Origin of the sequence: Bradyrhizobium sp. 153 (assembly GCF_023073835.1) — a bacterium.
Classification (GTDB): domain Bacteria; phylum Pseudomonadota; class Alphaproteobacteria; order Rhizobiales; family Xanthobacteraceae; genus Bradyrhizobium.
In genome coordinates this window covers 78,696-97,959 of the sequence record NZ_JADPKH010000027.1, presented here as the reverse complement: position 1 = coordinate 97,959, position 19,264 = coordinate 78,696, and the positions used below count along the sequence as shown (strand labels likewise).

Sequence of the window (19,264 nt, the reverse complement as noted above, 5' to 3'; positions counted from 1 at the left end):
ATTGGCCGTGAATCTTTCGATACGGAGTTTTCGGATATGAGGCGGGTCGTCGTCACGGGTCTCGGCATGGTGTCGCCACTCGGCTGTGGCGTCGAGCCGACCTGGAAGCGCATCCTCAACGGCGAGAGCGGTGCGCGCAGAATCGAGAGCTTCGACGTCTCCGATCTTCAGACCAAGATCGCCTGCACGGTCGTGCGCGGCGACGGGTCGAACGACACGTTCAATCCTGACAAGTGGATGGAGCCGAAGGACCAGCGCAAGGTCGACGACTTCATCATCTTCGGCATGGCCGCAGCCGGCCAGGCGCTCGACGATGCCAACTGGCATCCCGAGACCGAAGAGGACAAGTGCGCGACCGGCACCATGATCGGGTCCGGCATAGGCGGCCTCAACGGCATTGCCGACACCGCGATCCTGCTCAAGGAGCGTGGGCCGCGCCGAGTGTCGCCGTTCTTCATTCCCGGTCGTCTGATCAACCTCGCCTCTGGCTACGTGTCGATCGCGCACGGGCTGAAGGGACCGAACCATTCGGTGGTCACAGCCTGCTCGACCGGCGCGCACGCGGTCGGCGATGCCGCTCGCCTGATTGCGCTCGGCGATGCCGACGTCATGGTTGCCGGCGGTGCGGAATCGCCGATCAGCCGTATCGGCATTGCCGGATTCAATGCCGCGCGCGCGCTGTCCACCGGTTTCAACGAGACGCCCGAAAAGGCCTCGCGTCCCTATGACAAGGACCGTGACGGCTTCGTGATGGGTGAGGGCGCCGGCGTCCTGGTGCTCGAGGAGCTCGAGCACGCCAGGCGACGCGGCGCAAGGATCTATGCCGAGGTGATCGGCTACGGCCTTTCCGGCGATGCGTATCACATTACCTCGCCGTCGCCCGATGGCGATGGCGGCTTCCGCAGCATGTCGGCCGCGCTCAAGCGTGCTGGTCTCACGGCATCCGATCTCGACTACATCAATGCGCACGGCACCTCGACACCGCTCGGCGACGAGATCGAACTCGGTGCGGTGGAGCGCCTGCTCGGTAACGCTGCCTCCAAGGTTGCGATGTCCTCGACCAAATCGTCGACGGGTCATCTCCTCGGCGCGGCCGGTGCGATCGAGGCGATCTTCGCCATTCTCGCGATTCGCGATAATGTCGTGCCGCCGACCATCAATCTCGACAATCCGTCGGTCGAGACCGCGATTGATCTCGTGCCGCACACGGCGAAGAAGCGTGAGGTCAATGTCGCATTGTCGAACTCTTTTGGTTTTGGTGGCACCAATGCGTCGGTGATCGTCCGGCGTTTGGCCAATTAGTTTGCGTTTGAGACGAATCCACCGTTTTGCCGTATTCGGCGATAGTCATAGAAGTGGGCGCGTGCATTTGGCTCGGCAAGTCATTGTCAGGCCGCGATTGAACCGGCAGGATTCAGGTTGCTTCGATGAGTGAAAGGCCGCCCATTTCGCCCCGGAGTCCGCGGGCTGCACTCGAGCCCGAGCAGGTCCCGCCGCCGCCCAAGCGATCGGACCGTGCGCGCAATCCCTTCGTGGTGGTTGGCAACGCGATCATCACGCTGCTGTTGCTCGCCATGCTCGGTGCCGGCGGCGTCTATTATTACGGCCGGCAGGTACTCGAGGCGCCAGGACCGCTGAAGGAAGACAAGATCGTCAACATCCCGCAGCGCGCGGGCAAGCGCGACATCGCCGAGACGCTGAACCGGGAAGGCGTGACCGACGTCAATCCGTGGGTGTTCATCGCCAGCGTCGCCGCGTTGAAGGCGAGCTCGGACCTCAAGCCCGGTGAGTATTCGTTCCAGAAGAACGCATCCTTGCGCGACGTCATCGCCACCATCGTCGAGGGTAAGGTGGTGCAGCATGCCGTGACGATCCCGGAAGGCCTGACCTCCGAGCAGATCGTGGCGCGGCTGTCCGACAACGACATTTTCACCGGCACCGTGCGCGAGCTGCCGCGCGAGGGCACGTTGCTGCCGGAGACCTACAAGTTCCCGCGCGGCACCACGCGCGAGCAGGTGATCCAGCGCATGCAGCAGGCGCACAAGCGGGTGCTGGCCGAGATCTGGGAGCGCCGCAACCAGGACATTCCCGTCAAGACGCCGGAGCAACTGGTGACGCTGGCGTCCATCGTCGAGAAGGAGACCGGCAAGCCGGACGAGCGCAGCCGCGTCGCGGCGGTGTTCGTGAACCGCCTAAAGCAGAGGATCAAGCTGCAGTCCGATCCCACGATCATATACGGCCTCGTCGGCGGCAAGGGCACGCTGGGCCGTCCGATCAAGCGCAGCGAGATCACGCAGCCCTCTCCCTACAACACCTATGTGATTGAGGGCCTGCCGCCGGGGCCGATCTCCAATCCGGGCCGAGCCTCGCTCGAGGCCGCCGCCAACCCGGCCCGCACCCGCGATCTCTATTTCGTCGCGGACGGCAGCGGCGGGCACGCCTTCACCGAGACCTACGACGCGCATCAGAAGAACGTCGCGAAGCTTCGTGCGATCGAGAAGCAGATCCAGAACGACACGGTCGAGCCGGCCGAGGACGCGCAGCCGCCGGCCGCTGCTGCGCCCGGCGCCGCCGATACACCGACCGCGACCACGCCGGCGCGGTCCAACCAGCAGAAAAAGCCACCCGCGGCCCGGCCGGCCAATCCAGCCAATCCCGCGCCGGCCCGGCAGGGCGCGGTGCAACCCTCGCCGCCGGTGGTCCAGCGCTAGGCCGGGGCTGCGCGCAGCGCCGTCCATCACACTTTGCGGATTACACTTTCCGGCAAAATAGTCTTAAGATTCGCGTGGCTTGATGTCCTCGCGAATCCCGAGTTTCTGGAGAATCTCAACCGATGGCGCTGTCGTCCATGACCGGGTTTGCCCGAAGCAACGGCGCAAGCGGGCCGTACACGTTCGAATGGGAATTGAAGTCGGTCAACGCCAAGGGTTTTGACCTCAGGGTGCGGCTGCCGCAGGGGTTCGACGAGCTCGAGGCCCACGCCAAGAAGCGCGCCGGCGAGCTGTTGTCGCGCGGCACGGTCTACGCCAATCTCAACGTCAAGCGCACCAACGCCGCCGCCACGGTCCGCATCAACGAGGACGTGCTCAACGCCGTGCTGAAGGCGGCGGCGCTGATCGCCGGCAAGGTCGATGCGGTGGCGCCGAGCGTCGACGGCCTGCTCGCCATCAAGGGCGTCGTCGAGGTCGCCGAGCCCGACGGCGACGAGGAGGAGGACAAGGCCGCACGCGCCGCCGTGGCGGAGGCCTTCGACAAAGCGCTTGCCGATCTCGTAGGGATGCGCAAGCGCGAGGGCATCTCGCTGGGGCAGATCCTGACCCAGCGCGTCGACGAGATCGAGCAATTGGCGAAGAAAGCGGAGGCTGCGCCCGGCCGCAAGCCGGAGGCGATCAAGGCGAAGCTCACTGAGCAGATCGCGGCCCTGCTCGACACCTCCGATCGTTTCGATGCCGATCGCCTGATGCAGGAAGCGATCCTGATCGCGACCAGGGCCGACATCCGCGAGGAGCTTGATCGCATCGCCTCCCACATTGCGCAGGCGCGCGAGCTGATCGGCAAGGGCGGTCCGATCGGCCGCAAGCTCGATTTCCTGGCGCAGGAGTTTCACCGCGAGGTCAATACCTGCTGCTCGAAGTCGAATGACATCGAGCTCACCAATACGGGACTCGCCATGAAGAATGTGGTCGAGCAGTTCCGCGAGCAGGTCCAGAATCTGGAGTGATCGATGACGACGGGCAGTCACGGAACTGACGGTGTCGAGCGCCGCGGATTGATGTTCGTGCTGTCCTCGCCCTCGGGCGCGGGTAAGACGACGCTGTCGCGGATGTTGCTTGAGCGGGAGCCCGGCCTGAAGATGTCAGTGTCGGCGACCACGCGCGAGAAGCGGCCGGGAGAGGTCGAGGGGCGCGACTATTTCTTCGTCGGCAAGCGCAAGTTCGAGACGATGGTGGAGCAGGGCGAACTGCTCGAATGGGCCACCGTGTTTGACAATCTCTATGGGACGCCGCGTGCTCCGGTGGAGGCAGCACTGTCGGCCGGGCAGGATGTGCTGTTCGACATCGACTGGCAGGGCACGCAGCAACTGCACCAGAAAGCGAGCGTCGACGTCGTTCGCGTCTTCATCCTGCCGCCCTCCGCGGCCGATCTCGAAAAGCGCCTGCATTCGCGCGCACAGGATTCCGACGAGGTGATCCGCAAGCGGATGAGCCGCGCCAGCCACGAAATGAGCCACTGGGCCGAGTACGACTATATCGTCATCAACCACGACGTCGACCAGGCCTTCGCCGAGGTACAGTCGATCCTGAAGGCCGAGCGCCTCAAGCGCGAGCGGCGGATTGGCCTTGTAGGCTTCGTGCGAAGTTTGCAAGGTCAGCTTCAAGGTTAGGCCGCGACAGGCGCGGCCCTTCCTTCACCAGCTGTTCCAGCATCGTCGTGATGACGTCGACGTCGACCGCATCCTCGTCGCGGCCTGCAGGCGCCTCATCGCGATCCTTGCCGATCTCGTTGGCGGCGAGCCGGGGCGCAGCGGCCTCGATTTCGAAATCCCGGTCGAACATCTTGATCTTGGCCTCGGCGGGCCTGACCTCGTCGGGTTCTGCGGCAGGGATCGCGGCACGCGACTTGCGCGCGTCGATCAGATCGATCTCGCGACCGATCGCGGCAAGTTTTGTCGCTTGTTTCGTCGCTTGCGGACGCGGCGCATCGAAGTCGATGGGGCGCGACGGCTGGGCGTTGGCCGACGTCGCATCGAGCCAGGGCGCGCGGCTTGCGTCCTGTTTCTGCGGCTCCCAATCGTCCCAATGTATGCGGCGGTCGGCGGACTGGACCCGGACGCGCGCGCCGGCGAAGCGGTAGATGAGGCTGGCGAGGATTCCGGCGAGCGCCAGCGCACCGCCAATCACGAGCAGCAGCATCTGGACCGAGCCGGTCGGCTTGTCGGTCGTGCTGTCTGCCGCGGCGGGTGCCGGGGAGGAAGGGGATTTTGATGGCTTTGCGCTCGGCTGGGCGGCTGTCGCGACAACGGCAGGCGCCGGCTGCGGCGCGGGCGGGGCGGAGGTTGCGGAGACGTCGGGCCACGGCGTGGCGGATTGTTGCGCGTTGCCGTCAGCGGTCTGATCTGCAGATGGTTGCGCCGGTGTCGCGCCTGCGGCTTGCGCAGTTGCGTTTGGTGCTTTGGCGGCGACACCGCTCCGTGCTGTCAGATATTCGGCGCGCGCATCCTGCGCCGGGTGCTGCTGCTGTTGCTGCTGCTGCTGCGCCGGCGCGACTCCGGTCGGCGTATCGCTCGTAGCCTGCGCGCTCTGCACGGATTTCGCGCCGTCCTTGTCGTCGGCGGCGCGCAGATACCAGCACTGCCGCTTGGTCCCGCGCTCGATGCGATAGTACCAGTGCTGCCCCTGCGGCGCGGCGCCCTTGGGCGAGACGAGGCAGTCGGCGGCCGCGTTGGCCGTGCTCGGCGCGTTCTGCGCGTTCTGCGACACGGCGGCCAGTGGCGCGCCGGCAATGATGCTGCCGACTAGCGCGGATATGAATTTTGCGGTGCGGTTGCCCATCCTGGTCTCCCGGTTACGCATGACGCAACTCTTACTCGCCCCTTTGTCATCAAAGACTTGGGTGGCAATGAGCCGCAAATCCGGAGAGGATGTGGCTTGAATCGGGCTCGCGGCGCGTTGGTTCCGCCGCGAAATCGGGCCTTTTCGCGTCGCTGCTGGTCCCGCCGAACTCCAGGTCCGCCGCAGCTGCAACCGCTGCGGCCGCCGGCGCGCTCCCCGCGGCGCGTTTTTATTGCCCCCGTCGCCACTGCCGATGATTGATGCACGTGCCCGGTCGGGCCGCCACATCACCGCAGGACTTGACGCACAGACCCCGGGCGTCAGGACCACACGACTTCTCCGTCCGCGGACGGTCCCGCCTGAATGGCTGGAGGCTTGCGTGTGCCCGCCCCCGGCATCAACGAGACCGCTGTTACAGCATCGTGTCGCACCGCGCCGTGTGAGGACTCACGGTTGGCCGCCCTGTCAACCCACGGTTCGCGCCGACGCTGCCGCGTCCACCGCCACCCGGCCCGCGTCTCGTGACGGTCGCGAACGCCCCTTTGGGAGGGCCGGGTTGTCGCGGTGTATGCCACAATCCGAAATTCGGAAAAGAAAAATCTTTCGCGGCGAGGGCTTGACGAGGTGTTTTGCTCGGCGGCCCCGGGGGCAACATCAACCCCGCCGCCCGTCGTCTCGGATTCTACGTCATTTGCAAGCAAGCGGAGCCGAAGCGGCTACGCACTGGCAGCCTTCGTTTCTGGGCGCTCCTTCTATTAGTCGTGATGGAAATAATCCGAACGTATTTCGTCGTGACTGGAAAGGTTGCGGCCAACGCCCTCACGTCAGACAACTCCGGACTATCGCCCTTCATGCAGCGCCGCGCACGGCCTCACCAATTGCATCGAAGGTCTACCGATTTTCGGCGGCTTGTTGCGGCGGCTGCGCAACGTACCGGAGTAGAAATCAAATGGCAGGCTGCGCAGGTTCTCCGTTGGAAACTTATCATCTCCGCAGCCGTTGAATCGCGGCTGAGGCGACGCTATGCCGGTTAAGGACCAGATCAAGAATCTCGCCAAGAAGCTGGTGGAGGAGCATCCCGACGCGGCGACACTGCGGGCGCTGGTGCGGGCTCGGAAGCCGGTGGCCATCCATTTCAGGGACGACGGCGTCGTGCCGAACAACCCGCATTTTCCGCTCTTGCACTATCGCGGGGCGGTGAACCTCAAGCCTCGGCGTTTTGCGCCAGAGGTCATCATCGACACGCTGTTCGATGCGAACGGCTGGGGCCGGTCATGGCGCGATACCGTGTACGACTTTGTGCACTATCATTCGCAAGTCCATGAAGTGATGGGTGTGGCGCGCGGCACGGCCAAGATCGAGTGCGGCGGGATCAAGGGGCGGGTTCTGCGCGTGAAGGCCGGCGACGTTCTGGTGCTTCCCGCAGGCATCGGACACCGGCTCATCGAGGCCAGCCGAGACTTTCTGGTCGTCGGAGCGTATCCGCGGGACGGAACGTATGACGAGTGCACCGACACAAGGGAGCGTCCAGACGCCATCAAACGCATCACCAAGGTGCGCAGGCCGAAAACAGATCCGGTGCTGGGACGTAACGGCCCGCTGCTCAAATCATGGCGGACGAAGCCGCGAGCGAGAGGGTAATGCGTCCAGCCCCAGCTCGAGCATGCGTTCACTCGCTGCGTTCAGCTCAGATAGTCAGGCGCAAAATCCGCAAGCCTTCGCAGTTCTTCGGGCTGCAACAGCTCGATCTCGCTGCCTTCCCACGCGATCAATCCGCGATGTCTCAGCTCCTGAATGGTGCGATTGACATGGACGATGGACAGTCCGCAGGCGTCCGCCACGTGCCGCTGTGTCATCGGCATCTGAAAGCAGCCGTCGGTGACGAGCCCGACGATCTCCAGCCTCGCGGCGAGCTCGCAAATGAGATGCGCTACCTTCGGCAGCGCTGCCTGAGCGCCGAGGCGGGCGATCCATTGCCGCGAGATCGCCGCGTCAATCAGCGTCTCGCGCCAGAACGCGCGGGTCAGGTGGACGGAGCCATCGAGAAGCTGCCTGAGCTGACTGTGCGCGACGGTGCCGACGATGCTTGGCCCGAGGCCGACGAGGTCCGCATCCATGGGTGATACCAGCAGCGTGTGCAGGCACGGCATGTCGCCGGGCACGTGGAATGCAAGGATCTGGCTGCGATCACCGACGATGCGGGCCTGATAGAAGAAGCCGCTCACAACAAAGACACAGCGCGTGGCGGCCTCGCCCTGGCGCAACACGATCTCGCCGTCCGCGACCTGGCGCAGCGTAGACGGCAAGCCGGCGATTTGCCGGCGTTCGTCCTCGGAAAGGCCTTCTATGGCATCGAGGCGCGCGATGAAATTCGGATGCGGCATGGGACTTCAGTCGTCACGGGGCACGTCGACGAAGCGCCGCGAGAGCTTTGCGACGGTCCAGTCGGAGACGGGCATAGCGCGGAACTCGCGGATAACGTGGGCGAGTTCCTGATCCGACATCGGCCGGACCGGCTCGTTCAGCGTTCCCTTCAGGAAAGCATCGTTGATGCTGTCCAAGTGCTCGCTTCCCAAGTGCTCGCTTCCCAAGTGCTCGCTTCGCTCCGATGCGAACAGACGGCAGATGCGCTCCAGGATCGTGGTAGGGCTCATGACAAGGCCGGCTCGGTTCGCGGGTGGAGTGGAAGCGAACCGGTGCCATCGCAAACCGGTTAGCAACCTGTGCTTCCGGCTCGCGTTCTAATCCGCTGGATACACGTCAGATGTATCATTTGATAGAACCAATGCGATTTTTGGCGGCCGTATGGAAAAAGCCCACGAGGTGCTGATCCGGAACCTGTGCGAGCACACCGCGCTCGAAGAGGAGGATATTGCCGAAGTCCGCGCACTCACCTTCACGGTGCGCGACTATGCACCGAACGAGGATTTCATCCGTCAGGGCGACGAACCTGAACATTCGGTATTGGTCGTGTCGGGCATGGTCGCGCGCTACCATCTGCTTGGTAGCGGGCGGCGGCAATATCTCGCGTTCCATCTCACCGGCGACCTGCCGGACGCGCAAGGCCTGTTCATCGACCAAATGGATCATGGGCTGAGTGCGTTGGGGCCTGCTTCGGTCGCCTTCATCCCGCATCGCGAATTGTTCGCCGCGTTCAGGCGGCGATCGCTTTTCGGAATGGCCGTCTGGCGCGAGACGCTGCTCGACGCGGCGATCTTTCGCGAAGCCATCACCAACAACAGCGCCCGTCCCATGCAGGCGCGCATGGCGCACCTGTTCTGCGAGCTGTTCTATCGCGCCCGCGCCGCGCAGCTGGTCCGCGGCAATCGATGCCGCATGCCGATCAGCCTGGCGCAGCTCGGCGAGACACTGGGCATGGCGATTGCGACCGTGAACCGGACGCTCGCCGATCTCAGGCGGAGCGGGGCCATGGATCTTCGCGATGGCGAGCTGATCGTGCTGAAATGGCGCGAGTTGCAGCGGCTCGGGGATTTCAACCCGGCCTATCTGCACCAGAAGCGCCAGTCGCCGCCGCAAGCGGCAGCGCACGTCGGCGCGAGGTCCGGCTCGAGAGCGGGGAACAACTCTGTCGCGGGCACGTCATCCATGGGACGAGGGAGATGCCCATGAAAGCACTCATCGTAGCAATTACATTTGCAGCCATGGCCGGGCCCGTCATCGCTCAGAATACCGGGCCCGCTCCACAGAGCGGCATGGAAAGGCCGGAGAACACCAACGGCGCCACGGAAAAGGGGACGATGGATACCACCGGCATGAATGCAAATCGGGCAAATCGGCCCGGCATGACCGATGCGTCCAAACAAGAGAACGGGACCGACCGCAAGAAAAAATAAGGGCCGGCGCCATCCACGGCGCCGGCTTTGCAGACATATTTGTGTATGATCTGCAATTGTCTCACTCGCGCGCGCAGCAATCGACGAGCGCGCGCCAGATACGTTCGGCCTGCAATTTCCGTTGACGTTCGAAGACGGCGTCGTCCTCCGCCCGAGGCGATGTCGCGGTCGGCGTGTCGCGCGGCTCAATCCAGCGCTCCGAGATGGGATCGTACCATCGGCCGAGACTGGTCACATCCAACATTCCCCTCATCGTCTATCCCATGTGCCTGTTGCTGGTGTTCTGGGTGAGTTTGCCATGCGCATCCTGCTCGCGAATGTCTTGCTTCTCGTCATCGCGGGAACTGACGGCGCGCGACCGGCCGCCGTGGGACTCCGGTTCTGCTTGGGAACCGATCGCACCGTTTCGCCCACGGCTTTGTCCTGCGCACCAACTCCACCGTTGCTGATGTAGGATCAATGCAATGAACGTTCGCGGCGTTCCAAATGGTGCCGTTACGTTCCAGATGCCATTGAACTCTGTTCTCTGCCGGAGAACTACGGGCACCGGCGCCGGTTGCGCGTGCCTGCGGTGTTCAGGAGTGAACACACAGGAGTGAACGCCTGGCAACCGGCGTCTCGGATGCGCCGGGTAGCCGCCGAACACCATCATCCAAGGCGCGCTTCACGTTGCGCGGCGGCGTTGCTGCTCGCCGCATGCACGCGGTAAGCATCGATCGCCCGGTTGGCGAGCATCAACTGCCGGCGCTCCCCGGTTCGAAGCTGCGCTTCAATGGCGTCGAGAATGACATTGGCGCTCTCGTCCGGAGGACCGAGCTCGCCGCTCTTCTCCAGGCAGCTCCAGGCGATGAAGAATGCGCTTTCGACGGTGCAACGGATCGACATGCGCTGCCAACGCGGCGCGGCCGCAGGTGTTCCGTACGGGCGGGCGAGACTTGCGTCAGGCCCGTCGCGCTTCGGTCAGTTCTTGAGCACGATGCGGCCGACCACCTTGCCGGCGCGGAGCTCGTCGATCCATTTCTGGACCTCGCCCATCGGCTCCTCGCGCATCGGCGTCGGTTTGATCTTGCCGGCGCGTGCGAGCGCCATCAGCTCGTGGGCTTCCGCGAGGGTGCCGACCATGAAGCCCTCGATGGTCATGCGCTTGTAGACCCATTGCACCATCGGCAGCGTGAACTGGCCGCCCATGAGGCCGGAGACGACGATCTTGCCGCCGCGCGCGGCAACCGCGACGGCAAACGCCATCGATTTCTCGTTGCCGGCGAAATCGACGATCTCGTCGAAGCCGCCCTCGCTCTCCTTGAGGATGCGCTTGATCACGTCGGGCTCGGCCGGATCGTAGGCGTTAGCGGCGCCGTTCTTCAGCGCGGTGTCGCGAGCGGCCGGTGAGAGGTCGGCGACCGTAATCGGCTGCTTGAACATCGCCTGCGCAAACGACAGGCCCATCATGCCGACGCCGCCGAGCCCGATCAGCAAGAGGTTACGCTGGCGCGGACGGTCGACCAGGCGCTTGAGCGCGCCGTAGGCGGTCACGCCGGAGCACATCAACGTCGCGGCCTGGTTGACGGGCAGAGGATCGTAATCGAGCAGATACTTGGCGTCGGGCACCAGCACATGGGTGGCAAAGCCGCCGTCGATGGAGACGCCGAGGAAGCGCTGCTTGACGCAGAGATTCTCGTCGCCGTTCTGGCAGTCGCGGCACTGGCCGCAGCCGATCCACGGGAATACCGCCTTCTTCGCGCCGACGAGTCCGGCAGGAACGTCGGCGCCGACTTCGTCGACGACGCCGGCGATCTCATGGCCGAGCGTGAAGGGCAGCGTCATGCCGCGCGTGGTGTCGAGCTTCTTGCCGCCGCCGAGATCGGCATAGCCATCCTGGATATGCAGGTCGGAGTGGCAGAGGCCGCAGCGCTCGATGCGCACCAGGACCTCGCGACCTTGCGGCTTGGGCGTTTCGACGATGGTCTCGCACAAGGGCGCGTCGAACTTGACCAGGGACTGCCTGCGCATCAGCGCCATATTCTTTCCTCCGAAATTACCGCTAAAACGCTTGGCGCTTTAGCCGATTGTTCGAGCATGATCTGTTTGGGAAAACCGCTTCACACCTTGCGCTAACGCGGCCCTTCGCGTTCGGATCAGGCTGCTTCGCTTCGTATATTGGCCAATTCACGGGCCATGGCAACAAAGCCGGCAATCGGAATGGTCTCCGCACGCCGCGTCGCATCGACGCCGGCAGCTTGCGCGAGCCGCGCCGGATCGACGCCCAGCGACTTCAGGCTTTGCCGCAGCATCTTGCGGCGCTGGCCGAAAGCTGCGGCTGCGACCTGTTCGAGCAGCCGGCGATCACAGGCAAGTGGGTGTGCACGCGGCTTAAGGCGCACCACGGAGGAGGTGACCTTCGGCGGCGGCACGAAGGCTGACGGCGAAATGTCGAACAGGATTTTGGTCTCGCAGCGCCAGTTGGCGAGCACGCCGAGCCGGCCATAGGCCTCCTCGTCCTCGCGCGCAACGATGCGCTCGCCGACCTCGCGTTGGAACATCAGCACCATCGTCTCGTACCAGGGTGGCCAGGGCTCGGTGGTGAGCCAGTTGATCAGCAGCTGGGTCGCGATGTTGTAGGGCAGGTTGGCGACGATTTTTGCTCTTTCGCCATCGAGCAGCGGACGCGGGTCGAAGGTCATGGCATCGCCATGCACGATCTCGAGCCGGCCGGGATAGCGCGCGGCGATATCCCCAAGCGCCGGGATCGCGCGCTCGTCATGCTCGATGGCGATGACGCGCCTCGCGCCGAGCGCGAGCAAAGCGCGCGTCAGCCCGCCCGGGCCGGGGCCGATCTCGACGATGGTGGAGTCCTCGAGCGGCGCGGCGGCGCGCGCGATGCGCGCGGTGAGGTTGAGGTCGAGCAGAAAGTTCTGGCCGAGCGATTTGCGGGCCGACAGCGCATGCTGGCGGATGACCTCGCGCAGCGGCGGGAGGTCGTCGATCGCGTTCATCAGAGGTTCGCAGCCGCCATGCGGCTGGCGAGCCGAAGCGCGGCGATCAGGCTTGCCGGATTGGCCCTGCCGGTGCCGGCGATGTCGAAGGCGGTGCCGTGATCGGGCGAGGTGCGGATAAAGGGCAGGCCGAGCGTGACGTTGACGGCGTCGTCGAAAGCGACCGTCTTGATCGGGATCAGCGCCTGGTCGTGATACATGCAGACGGCGCAGTCATAGGTCTGTCGCGCGGCCTCGTGGAACATGGTGTCGGCAGGCAATGGACCCCTGGCTTCGATGCCCTCGTTGCGCAGCGCCTTCAGCGCCGGCGCGATGATGGTCTGCTCCTCGTGGCCGAGCGAGCCGTCCTCGCCGGCGTGCGGATTGAGGCCGGAGACTGCGATGCGCGGCCTCGTGATGCCGAAGCGGGATTTGAGCTCGGTCGCAACGATTCGAACGGTCGAGGCGATCAATTCGCTCGTGAGTTGGGCCAGCGCCTCGCGCAGCGAAACGTGGATGGTCACGGGCACCACGGCGAGCTGCGGCGACCACAGCATCATCACGGGCTGCGGGACGTGGCCGTCCGTCGCGGCGAGCTCGGCGAGGTATTCGGTGTGGCCGGGATGACGGAATCCTGCGCGGTAGAGCACGCTTTTGGCGATCGGATTGGTGACGACGGCGCCGGCGCGGCCCTCGCGGACGTCGGTGACCGCCTGGCGGATCGAGGCGAGCGCGGCCGGCGCGCTCGATGCGTCGGGCTTGCCGGGCTCGGCCGTGGCGTGCTCGCCGGTGGCAACCACTGGCAGGGCGTCCGCGAAGGCGGCGTTGGCCTCACTGGGGTTCACCGCGGCAATGCTGATGTCGGCGCCGAGCGCCTTGGCGCGCCGGGCGATCAGCGCCTCGTCGCCGAGCAGGTAGAAGGCGGGCAGGTTCAGCTCACGGCGCCTGAGCCAGGCCGCGATGGTGATGTCGGGGCCGATGCCGGCGGGCTCCCCCAGGGTCAGGGCGAGGGGTTTTGCTGGGCGCGCTGAGGAGGGCTCGGCCATCAGCGGTTGCGATATTCGATCATCGCCGCTTTGCGGAGCTCTTCGAGATAGGCCTTTTGGGTCTTCTCGTACTTCTCCTGATACATCTTCTCGCGGACCTCGCGCTTCTTCGGCGTGTCGATCATGGTCGGCTTGCGCGCGCACAGCACCACCATCTCGATGCCAGCCTTGGTCACTTCGGGCGCGGTGAGGTGGCCGATCGGCGTGTCGTCGAGTACCTTGCGCAGCGCCTCGGGCAGTTCTGCGGTGGTCTTGGTGACGGTGTCGCGGATGGTGGCGTTCGGTGTCGAGCGGAACAGCGAGTTGGCTTCCTCGCAGCTTCCGACGCGCGCGCGGTAGGTGTCCGCTTCCTTCTTCCGTGTTTCCACGAACGCCGGCGAGGAGCCGCGCGGCACGATCAACACGATCGGCTGCATCTTGTATTCGGTGCCCTCGACCTGAAGCTTGTCGCCGGTCTGGGCCTGCACGGCTTGCGCGACGTCGCGCTCGCCGACCTGGAGGCGCTCCTTGTAGCGGCCGCGGACGAGGCTGGTCCAGACCATCTCGGCCTTCATGCGGCCCTTCAGCGTCTCGGGGCGGACGCCCTTGGATTCAAGCGACTTGGTGAGCTGGTCCGGCGTGATGCGCATGCGCTGCGCCATCCCCTCATAGGACTGGTTGATGTCGGAGACGCCGGGATCGACCCCGTACTTCTTGCCTTCCTTCATCTTCACCTTGTCGTCGATCAGCTCGTTGATGACCTGCTCGCGGCTCGGGGTCTTCTGCGTCGTGAGCTGGTCGAGCTTGGAGCGCTGCTCGATGTCGAAATCGGTGATGGGATCGCCATTGACCATGACGACGATGTTCTGCCCCCGCGCCGGCGCACCGGCCAGGAACAGGGCGGCGAGGACGAGAAGGAGGCGGAAGATCGGCAACGGAATCGTCATGGTTATCGCTCGCATGTCAGCCGCGCCGAGCCTGTGGTGGGGCAAGCGCGGCCGGCACTTCAAACCGCTCACTGGAGGCCCGAGGAACCGCTGGTCGTCGAAGAGGTCGCCAGCGTGCGCAGGCCGATCTGGAACATGAACGCGTGGCTCAGAACGGGCGGTGCGGATCCCGCGGAATAGCTATAGGAAGTTACATAGTTCGCCGCCAGCACGAAGCAATCGTCGACATAGCCGGCCCCGAGCACATACTGATTGATCTTGTTGGCCTCGAGATCCCAGCGGGCCGAGCCCGACACCACCCAGTTGGCGGCGACCTTCAGCGAGCCTGTCGTCAGGATGCCCTCGCGGCGGGTCAGGTAGCCGAGTTCCGGCTGCGCTGCGTAATTGCCATACAGCATGCTGACTGACCAGCGATTGAAATTGGCGCGGCCTTCCGCCTCGAAACGCTGGACGTTCCAGGTCTGCTCGTCCATGCGGGAGCGGACGCTGAACGTATACGTGCTGTTGGGTGAGTAGCTGGCGCTCGTGACGTAATCGGAGCGCGGCTTGTCGAGGCCGGAATTGAGACCGGTATTGAGGGTGTCCTGGACCGTAAAGGAGTTCAGGCCGAACAGGTGGTAGGACTGGCCGAACAGCACCTTGACGGCACCGCCCTTGTCGAACTGCGTGGTGGATTGCACGCCGACATTGGCGCGGCCACCGCCCTCGACGCGATCGTAGCCGGAGAACTTGTCGACGCTGAACAGGTTCGAGGCGTCGAACACCATGCTCTGGGCGTCCTCGTTCGGGAGCTTGCCGGCATAGGTCTCGTTCGGCCGGATGATGATCTGTGCGATCGGCTCGATGGTGGTCGAGCCCCAGGGCTGAATGTTGATGAAGGGGTAGCGGTATTCCAGGCCCACGGTCGGCATCAGGCGGAACGCCTGGGTGTCGCCGACGGGCAGGTAGTTCGACACGCCCGGCTGGTTGGAGACCGAGGAATTGATCGCATCTGCGCGCAGGCTGGCGAACGGCGTCCAGATCTGGCCGAACGGATCGGTGAAGGACTTGCGCCACTGCGCTTCTGCGGTGAGGCGGGTGTAGGTGCCGGGGAAGCCGCGCAGGAGGCACTGCGAGGGCGTACGGGCCAGCGGATCGGCCGATGCCGTCGTGCACAGGCTGCTGGTATTGGCGACCGTCGTGATCGGATCGAACACCGCTCCGTCACGCGACAGGTTCACGAAATTGGTCTTGTAGCTGAACTCGCCGCCGAAAACGGGATAGTTGAGCACGTTCGAATAGTCGATCACCGGATAGACGATCGGCACCTGGCTCTGGTTACCCGAATAGCTCAGCCAGTACATCGTGCGCGCATCGAAGAAGCTGCGATTGCCGACGCCGGTCAGATAGAGCTGCGACAGCGCTTCCGTCGGCAGCAGCAGGAACGAGCCGAGCGGGTCGCGGTACTGATAGAGCCGGTAGTCCGAGAAGAAATAATAGTCGGACATCAGGACGCCGTCCCAACCCCAGACCCATTTGTCGTTCAGCGCGAACTGGCCCTTGGTGTCGACCGCGCCGCGGAACTGACGGTCGCCGGGCTGCCCGGCGAACGCTCCGGGATCGAGCTGGTCGATGCCATAAGCGCGGATCTGGTAGGCGCCGTCGATCAGGCGCTGCCGGAATTCGCCCTGCAGCATCACGCCCTGCCGCGTCATGAAGCGGGGGGTGATGGTTGCGTCCATGTCGGGCGCGATCGCCCAATAATAGGGAATTTCGGCGCCGAAGCCGGTGTTCGTCGTGCCCGGGAAATAGCCCGGCATCAGGAAACCGGACTTGCGCTTCACCGTCGGGTCGGGCGTCGAGAAATAGGGCATGTAGGCGAGCGGCACGCCGAAGAATTCGAGCTGTGCCGTCTCGAAATACAGCATCTTCTCCTGCTGGTCGTGGATGATGCGCGCACCCTTGACCTGCCACAGGGGCGGCTTCTTCGGATCGTCCTTACACGGTGCGCAGGCGGTGTAGACGCCGTTCTCGAACACCGTGTAATTGCCGCTGGAGCGGTCGGCGCGGCTCGCGGCCATGCGGGTCTGGTCGGCGGTATCCACGCGCAGCGAATCGACGAAACCGTCGCGGTAATCGTCGGAGAGATCCATGATCTCGGCATAGGTGATCTTGCCGTCGGCATCCGTCATGCGGATGTTGCCTTCGGCATGGAGCCGCTTGGTCTTCTGGTCGTAAATGACCCTATCGGCCTCGACGCTGGTGCCGTTGTAGAACAGCTGGACGTTACCGACCGCGGAGACGCGCGAATTGTTGTAGTCGTAGTCGACCTCGGTCGCCTGCACCAGCATCTGGTTGTCGTTGGGGCCCCTCTGCGGCTTCGGACGCGGTGGCAGCGGATTATAGGTGTACTGGGCGGAGGCGGGCATCACTGCAGCAAGGTCGATCACCGCGCCGAGCGAAGCGGCAGCGGCGACTGCGAGCAGAAGCCTGCGAACGGACCAGCCGCGCCCGTTCGCGCGCACCAATGTGCGCCGCGTCGAACGAGACACGAGCCCTCGGTGGACGGCAGTCACTATCCGTCCTCCTGATAGAGCAAGGCCAAAAAGCCGGTGAGGCCGCCCACCACAACGGGCAACCACGCCGCAGCGATCGGATGCATCAACTCAGCCTTGCTCAAATCCTCAGTTACTTTCGACAGGACGTAGAGCAGAAAGCCTGCGCCCACGCCACTCAAAACCATCTTCTGCACGCCGCCCATCCGGAAGAAGCGCAACGACACGGAGGCCGCCAGCATCACCATGGCCGCCAGCAAAAACGGCTGTGCCAGAAGCTTCTGATACTGGAGTCGGTATCCTGCTGTCGCGAAGCCCGAGCTTTCGGAGGAGCGGATGTAGCTCGGTAGTTGCCAAAAGGACACAGTCTCTGGTGTGGAAAAGCTGTTGCGGACCTGCGCCTCGGTCAGTGTCGTCGGGATCTCGAGGCGGGCCTGGTCGACTGGCGGGGAGTCCAGCGAGAAGCGGCGGACGCCCTTGAACAGCCAACGGCCAGCCTCCAGCGTCGCCTCGCGCGCTTCGATCCGTTCCTTGAAGTGCTGCTCCGTATCAAACCGGAACAGCGTGAGGCCGGTGAGCCGGACGCCCTGCTGCTCGCTGCGCGCCGCATTGATGATGGTCTGGCCGTCGCTGGTCACCTGATTGAGCCAGAAGCCGGACGCATCCTGGATGCCGCCGCCGGGCGCCGAGCCGAACAGCTCCGCCTCCATGCGCTTGGAGAGTTCGCGCAAGTTGGCCGACATCGGATTGTAGGCGACGGTGGCGATCACCCCGATCAGGAGCGCGCTGCCGAGCGCCGGCGAGATGAACTGCCAGGCGGAAATGCCGGCAGCGCGCGCGACCACGAGCTCGAGCCGGCGGGAGAGCGCGAGATAGCAGGTCATCGCGCCGATCAGCATGCAGAACGGCGTCAGCTTCTCCAGGAGCTGCGGCACCCGGAACAGCGAGGTCTCGGCCACCATGATCGCCGAGGCGGACGCAAGGCCGGAGGTCTTGCGCACCATCTCGATGTAGTCGACCAGCACCAGCAGCAGGAAGATGCTGGCGAACACGCCGAGCGCGGCGACCACGAAGCGGCCGGCGAAATAGCGCCCGAGTGTGTTGGTGAGCATGCTCATGCGATGGCCGGCCGTCTGAACAGCCGCGCGATCCGTGCGTTCGATCTGTTGATGGCCTCCATGAGGCGCGGAGGCGGCTCGACCACCACGCCGCCGATGATCATCCAGAGCCCGACGCCGATGGCGCCCATGACCATCGCGTATTGCACCAGCACCGCCCCCGGCGATTTCACCGCCATCACCGAGCAGGCGAAGCCGGCCATGCGCAGGCCGAACACCGCGAGGATCGAGGAGCCGATCGAGAAATTGCGGCTTTGGCGGGTGGTGCGAGGCGCACCCAGGAATGCAAAGGTCAGCACAGCAAAGGCGAAGGGATAGATCGGCGCCAGGATGCTGTCGTGCAGGGCCGAACGGAACTGGCCGGGAATCTGCTTGTAGACCGGATCGTCCTCGGACGGCGAGAACAGCTCCCAGAGATAGCGTTCGCGGATGCCGAGGGTGACGTCGCGGCCCTGGCCCGAGAATTTGGACATGTCGAAGCCATAGCGGCCGAACGCCACCAGCGCCGGGTCGCGCTTGCCGGCTTCGAAGCGCTGGAGATTGCCCGTCTCCAGCACCAGGAACGATCCGGTCTCGTTCTTCACCACCTCGCCGTGCTCGGCGACGATCGAGACGCGCTCGTTCGGATCGCGGCGATCGTCGATGAAGATGCCGGCGAGGATGCCGCCGGGCTGGCGCTCGCGGATCCGGATCGTCAGATTCTTGTCGAGCTGGGCGAAGCGGCCGGGTTGGAGAATGTTGGTGAGCACGTCGGCGGTGATCTCGGCGTCCCATTGCTTGATCCGCCGCATTCCGTCGGGAGCGAGATAGGCCGCGATGAAGGCGACCAGCAGCGCCACCACACAGGTGGCGTAGAAGAACGGATAGAACAGGCGGAACGGCGAGAAGCCCGCCGCATTCATCACGATGATCTCGGAATCGGTCGCCAGCTTGTTCAGCGTGTGCGAGATCGCGATCATCAACGCGATCGGCGAGATGATCAGGACCAGGGCCGGGATGACGAGGCTGGTGATGCCGAGGAAGGTGAGGATGGTCTGACCCTGGCTCGTCATCAGGTCAATGCCGCGCAACGCTTGCGTAATCCAGATCACGCCGGTGAGGCTGACCAGGACCAGCGCAAACGACGCGAGCGTCGTGCGGAAGATATACTTATCAATCGACCCCATGCGCTACCGCACGAATCCCACCAAGCCCCAATGCCGGCCGGAATCCGGCTGCCCGACCCAATCCCGAAACGGGATCCCCAAGGGACGGCCAGCCAT

At 64.6% G+C, this 19,264-nt stretch carries 19 protein-coding genes; 7 read left to right on the top strand and 12 right to left on the bottom strand.

The window, feature by feature from the left end; translation table 11 throughout:
- The first annotated feature begins 36 nt into the window (after positions 1-36).
- The 4 genes from fabF to gmk all read left to right on the top strand — a co-directional run bounded on the left by fabF (position 37) and on the right by gmk (position 4,384).
- Positions 37-1,302, top strand: a complete 1,266-nt coding sequence (gene fabF, locus IVA91_RS06730; protein WP_247281617.1) for a beta-ketoacyl-ACP synthase II — start codon at positions 37-39, stop codon at positions 1,300-1,302.
- Positions 1,303-1,427: 125 nt separating this feature from the next.
- The gene (gene mltG, locus IVA91_RS06725; RefSeq protein ID WP_247281616.1) at positions 1,428-2,711 is read left to right on the top strand and encodes an endolytic transglycosylase MltG; all 1,284 of its coding nucleotides are present in this window, start codon (positions 1,428-1,430) and stop codon (positions 2,709-2,711) included.
- Positions 2,712-2,833: 122 nt separating this feature from the next.
- Positions 2,834-3,721: a YicC/YloC family endoribonuclease gene (locus tag IVA91_RS06720; RefSeq protein WP_247281615.1), complete on the top strand. Its 888-nt coding sequence runs from the start codon at positions 2,834-2,836 to the stop codon at positions 3,719-3,721.
- 3 nt (positions 3,722-3,724) lie between these two features.
- The gene (gmk, locus tag IVA91_RS06715; RefSeq protein WP_247281614.1) at positions 3,725-4,384 is read left to right on the top strand and encodes a guanylate kinase; all 660 of its coding nucleotides are present in this window, start codon (positions 3,725-3,727) and stop codon (positions 4,382-4,384) included.
- Here the strand turns inward: gmk and IVA91_RS06710 are convergent.
- Positions 4,317-5,552: a hypothetical protein gene (locus tag IVA91_RS06710; RefSeq protein WP_247420016.1), complete on the bottom strand. Its 1,236-nt coding sequence runs from the start codon at positions 5,550-5,552 to the stop codon at positions 4,317-4,319. The genes gmk and IVA91_RS06710 overlap by 68 nt on opposite strands.
- Positions 5,553-6,575: 1,023 nt before the next feature.
- On the opposite strand from IVA91_RS06710, the gene IVA91_RS06705 reads away from it, so the two are divergent.
- Positions 6,576-7,193 (top strand): cupin, encoded by a 618-nt coding sequence (locus IVA91_RS06705; RefSeq protein ID WP_247281612.1) that lies wholly within the window; start codon positions 6,576-6,578, stop codon positions 7,191-7,193.
- A 41-nt stretch (positions 7,194-7,234) separates the two neighbouring features.
- Here the strand turns inward: IVA91_RS06705 and IVA91_RS06700 are convergent, their stop codons facing one another.
- Both IVA91_RS06700 and IVA91_RS06695 read right to left on the bottom strand, forming a co-directional pair.
- Positions 7,235-7,936 carry a Crp/Fnr family transcriptional regulator gene (locus IVA91_RS06700; protein ID WP_247281611.1) on the bottom strand — a complete coding sequence of 234 codons (702 nt, stop codon included), beginning with the start codon at positions 7,934-7,936 and terminating at the stop codon, positions 7,235-7,237.
- A gap of 6 nt (positions 7,937-7,942) precedes the next feature.
- Positions 7,943-8,113, bottom strand: coding sequence for a hypothetical protein (locus IVA91_RS06695; RefSeq protein WP_247281610.1), 171 nt, complete (start codon positions 8,111-8,113; stop codon positions 7,943-7,945).
- Between the two features lie 244 nt (positions 8,114-8,357).
- On the opposite strand from IVA91_RS06695, the gene IVA91_RS06690 reads away from it, so the two are divergent.
- On the top strand, positions 8,358-9,182 hold the full coding sequence (locus tag IVA91_RS06690) for a Crp/Fnr family transcriptional regulator (protein WP_247420012.1): 825 nt from the start codon (positions 8,358-8,360) through the stop codon (positions 9,180-9,182).
- A complete protein-coding gene (locus IVA91_RS06685; RefSeq protein WP_247281608.1) occupies positions 9,179-9,406 on the top strand; it encodes a hypothetical protein in 228 nt (75 codons plus the stop codon). Before IVA91_RS06690 ends, IVA91_RS06685 begins: the two co-directional genes overlap by 4 nt.
- Positions 9,407-9,467: 61 nt before the next feature.
- Here IVA91_RS06685 and IVA91_RS06680 read toward each other — a convergent pair whose 3' ends face one another.
- The 9 genes from IVA91_RS06680 to lptF all read right to left on the bottom strand — a co-directional run bounded on the left by IVA91_RS06680 (position 9,468) and on the right by lptF (position 19,168).
- Positions 9,468-9,650, bottom strand: coding sequence for a hypothetical protein (locus IVA91_RS06680; protein WP_247281607.1), 183 nt, complete (start codon positions 9,648-9,650; stop codon positions 9,468-9,470).
- Positions 9,651-10,054: 404 nt separating this feature from the next.
- Complete coding sequence (locus tag IVA91_RS06675) at positions 10,055-10,291, bottom strand: hypothetical protein (protein WP_247420010.1); 237 nt, start codon at positions 10,289-10,291, stop codon at positions 10,055-10,057.
- 75 nt (positions 10,292-10,366) lie between these two features.
- Entirely contained in the window at positions 10,367-11,425 is a 1,059-nt protein-coding gene (locus IVA91_RS06670) for an alcohol dehydrogenase (protein ID WP_247281605.1), read from the bottom strand.
- A 116-nt stretch (positions 11,426-11,541) separates the two neighbouring features.
- Positions 11,542-12,399 (bottom strand): 16S rRNA (adenine(1518)-N(6)/adenine(1519)-N(6))-dimethyltransferase RsmA, encoded by an 858-nt coding sequence (gene rsmA, locus IVA91_RS06665; RefSeq protein ID WP_247420008.1) that lies wholly within the window; start codon positions 12,397-12,399, stop codon positions 11,542-11,544.
- Positions 12,399-13,424, bottom strand: a complete 1,026-nt coding sequence (pdxA, locus tag IVA91_RS06660; RefSeq protein WP_247420007.1) for a 4-hydroxythreonine-4-phosphate dehydrogenase PdxA — start codon at positions 13,422-13,424, stop codon at positions 12,399-12,401. Before pdxA ends, rsmA begins: the two co-directional genes overlap by 1 nt.
- A complete protein-coding gene (locus IVA91_RS06655; protein ID WP_247281602.1) occupies positions 13,424-14,350 on the bottom strand; it encodes a SurA N-terminal domain-containing protein in 927 nt (308 codons plus the stop codon). Before IVA91_RS06655 ends, pdxA begins: the two co-directional genes overlap by 1 nt.
- A gap of 68 nt (positions 14,351-14,418) precedes the next feature.
- Positions 14,419-16,905, bottom strand: coding sequence for an LPS-assembly protein LptD (locus tag IVA91_RS06650; protein WP_247281601.1), 2,487 nt, complete (start codon positions 16,903-16,905; stop codon positions 14,419-14,421).
- A complete protein-coding gene (gene lptG / locus IVA91_RS06645) occupies positions 16,905-18,002 on the bottom strand; it encodes an LPS export ABC transporter permease LptG (RefSeq protein WP_247281600.1) in 1,098 nt (365 codons plus the stop codon). Before lptG ends, IVA91_RS06650 begins: the two co-directional genes overlap by 1 nt.
- Positions 17,999-19,168, bottom strand: a complete 1,170-nt coding sequence (lptF, locus tag IVA91_RS06640) for an LPS export ABC transporter permease LptF (RefSeq protein ID WP_247281599.1) — start codon at positions 19,166-19,168, stop codon at positions 17,999-18,001. Before lptF ends, lptG begins: the two co-directional genes overlap by 4 nt.
- Positions 19,169-19,264: the final 96 nt, after the last annotated feature.

What these genes read in the sequence shown, in the direction of transcription:
- fabF (WP_247281617.1), top strand. Translation starts at nt 37, where the DNA reads ATGAGGCGGGTCGTCGTCACGGGTCTCGGCATGGTGTCGCCACTCGGC.
- mltG (WP_247281616.1), top strand. Translation starts at nt 1,428, where the DNA reads ATGAGTGAAAGGCCGCCCATTTCGCCCCGGAGTCCGCGGGCTGCACTC.
- IVA91_RS06720 (WP_247281615.1), top strand. Translation starts at nt 2,834, where the DNA reads ATGGCGCTGTCGTCCATGACCGGGTTTGCCCGAAGCAACGGCGCAAGC.
- gmk (WP_247281614.1), top strand. Translation starts at nt 3,725, where the DNA reads ATGACGACGGGCAGTCACGGAACTGACGGTGTCGAGCGCCGCGGATTG.
- IVA91_RS06710 (WP_247420016.1), bottom strand. Translation starts at nt 5,552, where the DNA reads ATGGGCAACCGCACCGCAAAATTCATATCCGCGCTAGTCGGCAGCATC.
- IVA91_RS06705 (WP_247281612.1), top strand. Translation starts at nt 6,576, where the DNA reads ATGCCGGTTAAGGACCAGATCAAGAATCTCGCCAAGAAGCTGGTGGAG.
- IVA91_RS06700 (WP_247281611.1), bottom strand. Translation starts at nt 7,936, where the DNA reads ATGCCGCATCCGAATTTCATCGCGCGCCTCGATGCCATAGAAGGCCTT.
- IVA91_RS06690 (WP_247420012.1), top strand. Translation starts at nt 8,358, where the DNA reads ATGGAAAAAGCCCACGAGGTGCTGATCCGGAACCTGTGCGAGCACACC.
- IVA91_RS06685 (WP_247281608.1), top strand. Translation starts at nt 9,179, where the DNA reads ATGAAAGCACTCATCGTAGCAATTACATTTGCAGCCATGGCCGGGCCC.
- IVA91_RS06680 (WP_247281607.1), bottom strand. Translation starts at nt 9,650, where the DNA reads ATGTTGGATGTGACCAGTCTCGGCCGATGGTACGATCCCATCTCGGAG.
- IVA91_RS06675 (WP_247420010.1), bottom strand. Translation starts at nt 10,291, where the DNA reads ATGTCGATCCGTTGCACCGTCGAAAGCGCATTCTTCATCGCCTGGAGC.
- IVA91_RS06670 (WP_247281605.1), bottom strand. Translation starts at nt 11,425, where the DNA reads ATGGCGCTGATGCGCAGGCAGTCCCTGGTCAAGTTCGACGCGCCCTTG.
- rsmA (WP_247420008.1), bottom strand. Translation starts at nt 12,399, where the DNA reads ATGAACGCGATCGACGACCTCCCGCCGCTGCGCGAGGTCATCCGCCAG.
- pdxA (WP_247420007.1), bottom strand. Translation starts at nt 13,424, where the DNA reads ATGGCCGAGCCCTCCTCAGCGCGCCCAGCAAAACCCCTCGCCCTGACC.
- IVA91_RS06655 (WP_247281602.1), bottom strand. Translation starts at nt 14,350, where the DNA reads ATGACGATTCCGTTGCCGATCTTCCGCCTCCTTCTCGTCCTCGCCGCC.
- lptG (WP_247281600.1), bottom strand. Translation starts at nt 18,002, where the DNA reads ATGAGCATGCTCACCAACACACTCGGGCGCTATTTCGCCGGCCGCTTC.
- lptF (WP_247281599.1), bottom strand. Translation starts at nt 19,168, where the DNA reads ATGGGGTCGATTGATAAGTATATCTTCCGCACGACGCTCGCGTCGTTT.